The 8973-nt window shown below is 44.1% G+C and carries 8 protein-coding genes; 4 read left to right on the plus strand and 4 right to left on the minus strand.

Going from position 1 to position 8973, the window contains the following annotated elements; all coding sequences use genetic code 11:
• Positions 1-276 precede the first annotated feature (276 nt).
• Together EWV84_RS09430 and EWV84_RS09435 are read right to left on the minus strand one after the other, a co-directional pair.
• Positions 277-684: an MAPEG family protein gene (locus tag EWV84_RS09430; protein ID WP_286826295.1), complete on the minus strand. Its 408-nt coding sequence runs from the start codon at positions 682-684 to the stop codon at positions 277-279.
• Positions 685-692: 8 nt separating this feature from the next.
• A complete protein-coding gene (locus EWV84_RS09435) occupies positions 693-1199 on the minus strand; it encodes a hypothetical protein (protein ID WP_002741066.1) in 507 nt (168 codons plus the stop codon).
• A 205-nt stretch (positions 1200-1404) separates the two neighbouring features.
• Between EWV84_RS09435 and EWV84_RS09440 the strand changes: the two genes are divergently transcribed.
• On the plus strand, positions 1405-2877 hold the full coding sequence (locus EWV84_RS09440) for an NADH-quinone oxidoreductase subunit M (RefSeq protein WP_286826296.1): 1473 nt from the start codon (positions 1405-1407) through the stop codon (positions 2875-2877).
• Between the two features lie 62 nt (positions 2878-2939).
• On the opposite strand, the gene EWV84_RS09445 is transcribed toward EWV84_RS09440, so the two are convergent.
• Positions 2940-4103, minus strand: a complete 1164-nt coding sequence (locus tag EWV84_RS09445; protein WP_286826297.1) for a cysteine desulfurase family protein — start codon at positions 4101-4103, stop codon at positions 2940-2942.
• Positions 4104-4348: 245 nt separating this feature from the next.
• Between EWV84_RS09445 and EWV84_RS09450 the strand changes: the two genes are divergently transcribed.
• The 3 genes from EWV84_RS09450 to EWV84_RS09460 all read left to right on the plus strand — a co-directional run bounded on the left by EWV84_RS09450 (position 4349) and on the right by EWV84_RS09460 (position 6429).
• Positions 4349-5203, plus strand: a complete 855-nt coding sequence (locus EWV84_RS09450; RefSeq protein ID WP_287714326.1) for a hypothetical protein — start codon at positions 4349-4351, stop codon at positions 5201-5203.
• 140 nt (positions 5204-5343) lie between these two features.
• Complete coding sequence (locus tag EWV84_RS09455) at positions 5344-5787, plus strand: site-specific integrase (protein WP_012268038.1); 444 nt, start codon at positions 5344-5346, stop codon at positions 5785-5787.
• Between the two features lie 78 nt (positions 5788-5865).
• Positions 5866-6429 (plus strand): DUF4334 domain-containing protein, encoded by a 564-nt coding sequence (locus EWV84_RS09460; protein ID WP_286826300.1) that lies wholly within the window; start codon positions 5866-5868, stop codon positions 6427-6429.
• Between the two features lie 409 nt (positions 6430-6838).
• Here the strand turns inward: EWV84_RS09460 and EWV84_RS09465 are convergent.
• Positions 6839-8973 (minus strand): COR domain-containing protein (locus EWV84_RS09465; RefSeq protein ID WP_287077801.1); only part of this gene is annotated, 2135 nt, incomplete at its 5' end.

Consider the following 8973-nt stretch of genomic DNA (forward strand, 5'->3'; position numbering starts at 1 on the left):
TCAAAATCTGTCGAAATGTTAGAGCACTCAATTCGGCTTCTTATTCATTACCTCAAGTTTAAGGATGTTCCTATTCCCTGCGTTTCTGCTTGATTCATCTTTCTGTCTGACAACGCCCAAAAACCCGCCTCACTTTTAACCGGTTTGTTATCAGTGGATAATCCCAAATTACCAGTTTATCAGTAACACAATTAACTTTAGTTCGGGTTAAGCAACTTCTTTACCGCTCCCGAACTATAGCGTTTCTCGTCCCTCCTGCATCTGGTTTGGGGAATTCTACTGAATCTTGAATAAACTTAACCCAAAGAGAGTATAGGTACACAGAGAACCAAGACCGAACATCAGGGAACGAGCGATCGGGATATTAGTGATATAAAAAAGGGAAAATAAAAGCCGGAGGATCACGAAAGCGATCGCACAGTTAGCGGCCAGGGATGAGGAGACTCCTGTAACGTAGGCCATGAGAGCGGCAGCACTATAGATCATAAAGGTTTCAAAACCATTTTGATGGGCCCAAGTTGCTCGTTTAGCGTAGTCTGGGAGTTGGTCGAACATTGCCCGGGGAGCGGAGGTATCGTAACCCACCTTAGCTCGAGCGTAACCGACCAGCAGAAAAGGTAGATAGACAGAGATAGCGGCAGCCACTATCGAATAGAGAAGAATGGCACTGACGGAGAGATTCATTGCGGAATTTAGTCAAAATAAAATAGGGTAACTAGCTTGCGTTGATCTTCCGCTTCCGCGCAGGTTTGCAAAAGGGTCTGACTGTCGTGGAAAGCAAAACAGATTAACTGTTGACAACGATTGATAATCTCGCGATTACAGAGGCTGCTGGCTTCCCCTAGGGATAGATGGTCATTTTCGGGACATTCCACCAGATGGATAACCTGCTGGAGTTGTTCTTGGGATTCCAGGGGCTGGCGATCGAGACTTTGGGGTAAGATCACGGTTAACAGATTAGGATCTGCCCGCATTGCCCCCTTAATGACGGCGGAATTGGTTCCCGTCGCCCCGGAGGTCATAATCCGATTGCCTGCCAGCACGAGGGCATAGGCCATCATTTCGATCAATTGCTGGTGCGTGATGGGAACGTGACGGGAACCCAATAAAGCGACGCGCTTAGAACCGGTCTGCTGAATGGCGGCTAGTTCTTGAGCTAGAGTGTCTAGGGTGTTAGTGGTATCTACAGATTGACTCAAAGACTTTTACTGCAAATTCGGACTGATTAACCGTCCGTTATTGTAGCATCGAATTGTCATGATCGGAAATTTGGCCAGAAAACCCCAGCTACCGATCGAGGTGTCCTTTCTGGAGACTGCTTAAACCGTCAGAAATTGTCAACTTGCTCAAGATTGACCGCTCAGGCAATAATAGGAAGGTTTATCATCCCCATTAAAATAAAGAATGCTCAACGCTTTTATTTGGCTACCGATTATAGGGGCGATACTGATTGCCTACACGCCTCTAGAGGCGAAAAAAGTGCGAGGATTAGCTCTAACTCTTTCTGTCGTTCTCTTACTGCTTAATATTCTCCTTGGCTGGCAATTTGACCCTAGTAACCCGCAAATGCAGTTCACGGTTAACCTGCCTTGGATTAATTTCCTCGGTTTCAATTATGCCCTCGGTGTCGATGGATTATCATTTTCATTACTTTTTCTTAACAGCCTCTTGACAATAATTGCTCTTTATGCTAGTGGTACAGAGGTTAACCGACCGAGATTTTACTATTCCCTACTCCTGTTACTCAATGCGGGAGTAGCGGGGGCCTTTCTAGCGCAGGATTTACTGCTATTTTTCCTATTTTACGAATTAGAAATCGTCCCGCTTTACTTTCTCATTGCCATTTGGGGGGGTCAAAGACGCGGCTACGCAGGGATGAAATTTTTATTATACACGGCAATTTCAGGCTTTTTAGTGCTAATCTCTTTCCTCGGCTTAGTTTGGCTAACCGGTGCTAATAATTTCGCCTATAATCCCCTTTTATCAAACAATTTACCCGTTAACACCCAATTACTGCTCCTCATCCCCCTTCTCATCGGATTAGCCATCAAAATCCCGATTTTTCCCTTTCATACTTGGCTACCGGATGCCCACGTCGAAGCATCTACCCCCGTTTCTGTGCTTTTAGCGGGAATATTACTCAAATTAGGAACCTATGGACTGCTGCGCTTTGGAGTCGGTTTATTTCTCGACGCTTGGGTGACTATCGCCCCTTGGTTAGCAACGATAGCAGCTATCAGCGCCCTCTACGGGGCCAGTTGCGCTATTGCCCAAAAGGATATGAAAAAAGTGGTCGCCTATTCTTCCATTTCCCACATGGCCTATATTTTACTAGCGGCGGCGGCCACCACCAGATTAAGCATCACTGCGGCGATTTTGCAGATGATTAGTCACGGTTTAATTTCCGCTTTGTTATTTTTGTTGGTGGGAGTAGTGTATAAAAAAACCGGCAGCCGGGATGTGGATTATCTACGCGGTTTATTAAATCCAGAAAGAGGTTTACCAATCACGGGAATGTTAATGATTTTAGCGGCTATGGCCAGCGCCGGCATCCCCGGAATGGTGGGATTTATCGCCGAATTTTTAGTCTTTCGTGGCAGTTTCCCGATTTTTCCGATACAAACCCTCCTATGTTTGGTCGCTAGTGGTTTAACCGCAGTATATTTTCTCCTGATGATTAATCGGGTTTTCTTTGGTCGTTTAACCCCTGAATTATCGCGCATTCCTCGCAGTACCTGGCCCGAAAGATTTCCCGAAATTGCTTTGGCTTTATTTATTATTGTTTTGGGATTACAACCGAATTGGATGATTCACTGGAGTGAAAACCAAGCATCAATGTTATTAACTGGGACGGCAATCAGTCAAAAGCAATCATAGAAACCTTTTTCGGGATTTTTTAAACCTAGACCGAAACTAACTTGTGGATATGTGCCGAAACGTCAAAAATTTTTGGCTTTGCGGAGGGAATTAACCGTTAAAACCACCTGTTCCCCCACCAGTTCAATTTCTTCTAAAGTATTAAAACGACTCAACCCGAAGCGCAGGGAGGCATAAGCGAGAGATTCGGGGCGACCCAAGGCAGTTAAAACGTGAGAGGGGGCGGTATGGCTAGAAGAACAGGCAGAACCGGAGGAAAGCGCCACTATTGGCTGTAATCCTAACAATAACGCCGCACCGTCCACCCCTTCAATACTAATATTTAAATTTCCGGCTAATCTTTGGCTAGGATGACCATTGAGATAAATTCTGTCTAATTGACTGATAATCTCCCATAAACGGGCTTTTAACCGATTTAAGTAGCTGGTATCTTCTTCGATCGCTTTGATGCCCAATTCTACCGCCTTGGCAAAACCGACAATTTGCGGTGTAAATATTGTACCCGATCGCAGTCCTTTTTCCTGGCCTCCCCCTTGAATTTGAGCGGCGAGACGGACTCTGGGGTTTCGGCGCCGGACGTACAGCGCACCGATTCCCTTCGGTCCGTGGACTTTGTGGGCAGTTAAGGACATCAGATCTATATTCATTTCCTCCACATCTAGGGGAATTTTCCCGATTGCTTGGGCCGCATCCGTATGAAAAAGTACCTGATACTGGCGACAAATCGCCCCAATTGCCGCTAAAGGTTGAATCACCCCAATCTCGTTATTAGCGGCCATAATTGACAGCAAAATCGTGTCAGGACGCACAGATTTTTCTAGTAATTCCAAGTCAATTAGACCATCAGTACCGACGGGTAAAATTGTCACCTCAAAACCCAATTTTTCCAGATAATGACAGGGATCTAAAACGGCGCGATGTTCTGTCACCACCGTAACTATGTGCCGTCCCTTGGCGAAATAAGCTTCGGCAACCCCTTTGATAGCTAGGTTATTGGCCTCTGTTGCCCCACTGGTAAAAATAATTTCTTCGGGACTACTATTAATAGCAGCGGCGATTGTTTCTCTTGCCTGTTTAACCGCAGCCTCGGCTGTCCAACCATAGACATGATTAATACTACTGGCATTACCAAAGTGTTCGGTAAAATAGGGTAACATCGCCGCCAGAACTTGCGGCTCTAGCGGTGTCGTGGCGTGGCAATCTAGATAAATCGGCTTTTGAGACATATTTTTCCCCTGCGGGGGATTTGAGAAGGAGATATCCCCTGTTTTAAGAGAATCTCTGAAAGTGCATTGCTAATCTATGTTAACAAAAAAGTATCGGATAGTAGTCAACAGCTTACAACTCAGTCTAGAACTTTAAGATTTAATAATGAGAGCGCAATCGCTCTCTGACAGCAGTTACAATTTCCCTATTCCAATGTTGTTAAGTAACCCAACAGGATTAATAAAACATATTTTCCGGCTCAATCATGGCTAAAAAATCGAAGGCATTTAGTGAACTGCTCAGGCTGCAGAAAATGTCCCAAGGCTCCCAGAAACTCTTGAAAAGCTTTGAGAAGAAATTAAGAGAAAAGTCCTTGCCTTTCAAGGAAATTGTCGTCTCTCCTTCTGGGGAAGTCAAAATGTCGGAAGTTCTGGAGGATTTTGTCGAGCCTTACCGGGAATCCCCTGAAACGAAGGAATCCATGCGAAGATTGCTGACCCTAGGGACAATCGCTTGGAATCTGGCGTTGTCCCCCGAATCAAAGCGGCAAGGGATGATAGACCGAGTTTTTAACAAAGACCTTCTTAACGGAGATGAAAAGCTCAAGGCGGAGATTCAAGGGCTAATCGAGGAGCTAATCGCCAGGAAAAACCGTTATTTCTCGGAAAACAGACGAATGATTGTGGATTTTGAGTTAAAAGAGCTAGGAAACGACTATCATATCTCTGTTGCCTCAACTTTGTCGCCAGAATTTTCCGAGTCAGAGTTTGACTTCAAAGTCGGCGACTCGGTCATCGTCAAACAGGGTGTACTCGACCCAGATTTTGGGACTGACATCGGTGGTTGGCAAGGAAGAATTGTGACAATTGAGCGGCAGAGCAATCTCATCGGCATTGTGGCAATTGAGCGGCAGAGCAATCTCATCGGCATTGAATGGGATAGCATCACCCTGAAAAACATCCCTAGTTCGGTGATTGACCAGTGTGAAGTGGAAAACTTAGACTGGACTCAAATGTGCCTCTCCTCAACGGATGTGGAATTAACCCAACCTCGAGATACAGAAGAAGATGTGGCCGCTATCATTGAGCAAATTGAGTCTAACATCGTTGGAGCTATTTAGCAGAAAAGAGAAAGGCGATTCAGGCGGTTGGCCGACGTTGACCCTGAGGAGGAAATGGCGGCTTTAGACGCTTGGAAAAAAACACTTGATTCATTACCCTATTGACCATCGAGCAGCGATTTGGAGGAGAGAAATTTGAGATGGATGATTCCCAGAAATACGAGGCTGACTGTCAAAAGATAAGAAAAGCCAATCATGAATTACTAACGGATTTTGAGAGTTGGCTAGAATCATCAGGCCTGTCCGAAAAAACCATTAATAATCATGTTTCAAATATAGATTTTTATATCAACGAATATTTACTCTATGAAGATGCCGTAGAAGCCAAAGACGGGGTAGATATGGTCAGTGACTTTTTGGGTTATTGGTTTATCAAAAAGGCCCTGTGGGCCAGTCAATCAAGCATCAAGGCTAATGCAGGTAGTCTGAAAAAGTTCTACACTTTCTTACTGGAAAAAGGCCTAATAGATAAAGATGATTTGCAAGAACTTAAAGAAACCATCAAGGAAGAAATGAGTGAATGGCTGGAAACTTTAAGGCGATACGATGACCCATTGACTGAAGATATGTCGGATGTTTGGTAATCTTAACCAAGTGGCAATCCCCCACCCTGTGGCTGAGAAGCTATAATATCATTGTCAGGACACAACAAGAGTGAAACAATGGAAACATTAGAATTAGAAAGCGGCCAGTCGATTCTTAAAGCTGGTCAAACAACCACAGAAAGAGCTTTACAATTGTTTGACGCTCTCGACCCCGTGAGTTTAGACTTTATGCTCGGTCGTTGGCAAGGTTCTGGACTTCAGACAAATCACCCAATGGATGGTTTATTAGAAGCATCTAATTGGTATGGTAAAGAATTTGTCGATACTGAGAATGTCCACCCCCTGTTATTTTTAGATGGTCAGGGAAAAATTTTTAAGGTGGCACCCAATCCCACGGCCATGAACTGGATTTTGAAGCTGCCGATACTCAAAAATAATTCTCTGAAACCTTTACTGATGCTGACCAACTCCTTGCTGAAAACAGAGACAAGTCAGGCTAGACTGCGAATGATGGAATATCGGGGCAAAGTCAGCGCCACGATGATTTATGATTATTTGCCCATCAATGACTCTTTTCGGAAAGTAGATGATAATACCGTGCTGGGAATTATGGATTTTAAAAACTCTCCCCAACCTTTCTTTTTTGTTCTCAAGCGATGTCAAAGACCTCTTAATTCTTGAGGTTCGATTTAAACGCTCTGGTGCAAGAATTTAGAGTTGAGGGATAATTCAAGTACAGAGGAACAGGAGGTAATTATGAACTTATCATCGTTGTCATCGGGTTGAAGTGGCTGAGAAGTTAAAAAAATTAACTCGCCAACCAATTAAGCATTTAGAATAATAAATTCTACACTTGCTGTGGACGAAATGCGCGTTCATCCCATTCTTCTTGATAAATAGAGTCAGATGTTTGATTCATTTTGAGTGCAATATCACTTAAGAGTTTGTGGCGTTTGAACATTCTTCTAATTTCACCATCGACTAGATTTAACAAATAAGGAATTTCATTTCCTAATTTGACAAAAGAGAGATAATATTAAATATTTGTAAACTTTTTCGCCTAAGTTACTTTTCTGTGGTATGCAAATCTTTACTGCTCCGATTCGGGGGTTTCTTGGGAGGTGTCATCGTTGTTGGTTTTTGGTTCTTGTCCTTTAAAAATCGTGATGGATCGCCAAAAACCCTCTAAAAACTGATTGAGAGTCGTTTCCTTGATTTTACCCGTCCAGAGCAATCCCACAATCACAATCAAAGCAAAGATAAAAATAATTGCCAAAACGCTGGTAATAAACTGTACCACTGGCACAGTATTGGCAAGCACCGCAAAGATAAAAGCAACCACAGCTAAAACCAGCAACAAAGCGAGACTAGGTTTCAGGAGATTGGGATTTTCTGGCGTTTTGGAACCTATAGGACGATTTTCTCGGCTTTTGCGGCTAAGTTGCTGTCTTTCGTCGAGATATCCTTCTCTTTCTGTCCTAGATTCCACCCCTTCTAAGATATCGCGGATATTGTATTTGCCGCGCAAACCGGGGAGAGTTGCTTCCACGCTGCCTTGGCGATCGAGTTCTATCAGATAGAGATAATCGACGGGAACTTCTACCCCGGTGGGTTTTTCCCCTTGCAATTCTCGAATCACTAACCTTTCCTGTACGGCTAAATTAGGGATAGTCGCGTGAATTTTCTGAAAATCTGTCTTAATAATAGCTAAAAGCGCACTAGCACGGGAACCCTCGGCTTTTATGCTAATGTAGTTATCTTCCTCGTCGGCACGCACCAAAGCTTTGTTAAGATCCATTGTCAGAACCACACCACTACGCCAACGCATGGTTTTATAGATCATCTGGTGATTGCGGACGATAAAGCGGGAAATGATGCTACCGGGCAGGATATCATAACGGTACTGGAAGTGTAAAGGTGCGTTTTCGTAGATATCCACATCTGGTTCATCGATGGGTAGAAGATCGGTGATTAGATAGCGATCGGGACTGTAACCATCAAGGGGAAAACAGAGTTCAAATTTTCCCATCAAATCCATCAAAAATCGGCGTTTATTTTCGGGATAACGTTGGGGTTGTTTGAGAATATTTTGCAGTTCTGGCAGTGAAAGAATGCCCTTTTTTTGCACCATCAAATCGTGATTATTGAGAATATCATAAACACCGCTAGTTACCCATTCCGGGTTCAGGACATTGGTTTCATTCAGTCGCAGATCATCTTGGTAGTTGAGGACAATACCGAGATCGTGGAGAAACTGCACTAAACTTTTTTGATCGCTGGCCTCTTTAATCTTGGCTTTCTGACACATTTCCTGATACTTTTCGTAGGAAATAAAGTCATAACTCTTTTGCATTGCTTCTAGTTGAGTTTTGATCTGAAACCAACTATTAGGCAATAAATCTTTGATATGGGGAATAGCATCGATTTGGGAGGCGATTTCCTGCTCAAGTTGCTCGATTCCCACACCGGTTTTACAGGAAGTGGCGATTAGCTTGGTAATTTGGGGATATTTTTTCCGGAGGGTACGGATCTTAACTTGGGGGGGATGTTCATCGGCACAATTACCCACGATAATCACGGGAGAATTGCCTCCGTAGGTTTCAATGAGTTTTAACCAGTATTCCAGACGGTTTTGCTGTTCGTTTTTGCGGTTGTCGAGGACAAGCAGATAAAGACTGCGTTTAGTCAGAAAAAACTGATGGGTGGTTTGCATCACTTTCTGACCGCCAAAATCCCAGAGATTGAGGCGAATATCGCGTTTTTGGGGCAGTTGCCACCTTTCAATATTAATGCCGGGGGTCTTGGGTTCTCCGGAATTAAAGGTATTGTGCCGTAACCGCTTTAACAGGGAAGTTTTCCCCACATCCCCCTCCCCCACCAATAAAACTTTAAGCTCGTTCAGTGGACGTTTAGCTTTATCCTTGAGATAACTGAAAATCGCCTGCGGGTTGCCATCATCGAATATTGTTTTACCCCATCCCTGACGAATAATTTCCGGAGGAACGTTGGTAATCGGGTTATTTTCGAGGACTAATCGCTTCAGGTTGACTAGGTGAGCGAGCGCTTCTGGAATCTCGCTGATTTGGTTATCGCTGAGATAGAGGCGTTGCAGGGAGGTGAGGTGAGTGAGTGCTTCTGGTATCTCGCTGATTTGGTTATCGCTGAGATAGAGGACTTGCAGGGAGGTGAGGTGAGCGAGCGCTTCTGGAATCTCCCTGATTTGGT

The sequence above is a fragment of the Microcystis sp. M_QC_C_20170808_M3Col genome, from assembly GCF_007095505.1.
Lineage (GTDB): Bacteria > Cyanobacteriota > Cyanobacteriia > Cyanobacteriales > Microcystaceae > Microcystis.

Bases quoted from the DNA above. Each gene is read 5' to 3' on its own strand.
- EWV84_RS09430 (WP_286826295.1), bottom strand. From the start codon at position 684: ATGAATCTCTCCGTCAGTGCCATTCTTCTCTATTCGATAGTGGCTGCC.
- EWV84_RS09440 (WP_286826296.1), top strand. From the start codon at position 1,405: ATGCTCAACGCTTTTATTTGGCTACCGATTATAGGGGCGATACTGATT.
- EWV84_RS09445 (WP_286826297.1), bottom strand. From the start codon at position 4,103: ATGTCTCAAAAGCCGATTTATCTAGATTGCCACGCCACGACACCGCTA.
- EWV84_RS09450 (WP_287714326.1), top strand. From the start codon at position 4,349: ATGGCTAAAAAATCGAAGGCATTTAGTGAACTGCTCAGGCTGCAGAAA.
- EWV84_RS09455 (WP_012268038.1), top strand. From the start codon at position 5,344: ATGGATGATTCCCAGAAATACGAGGCTGACTGTCAAAAGATAAGAAAA.
- EWV84_RS09460 (WP_286826300.1), top strand. From the start codon at position 5,866: ATGGAAACATTAGAATTAGAAAGCGGCCAGTCGATTCTTAAAGCTGGT.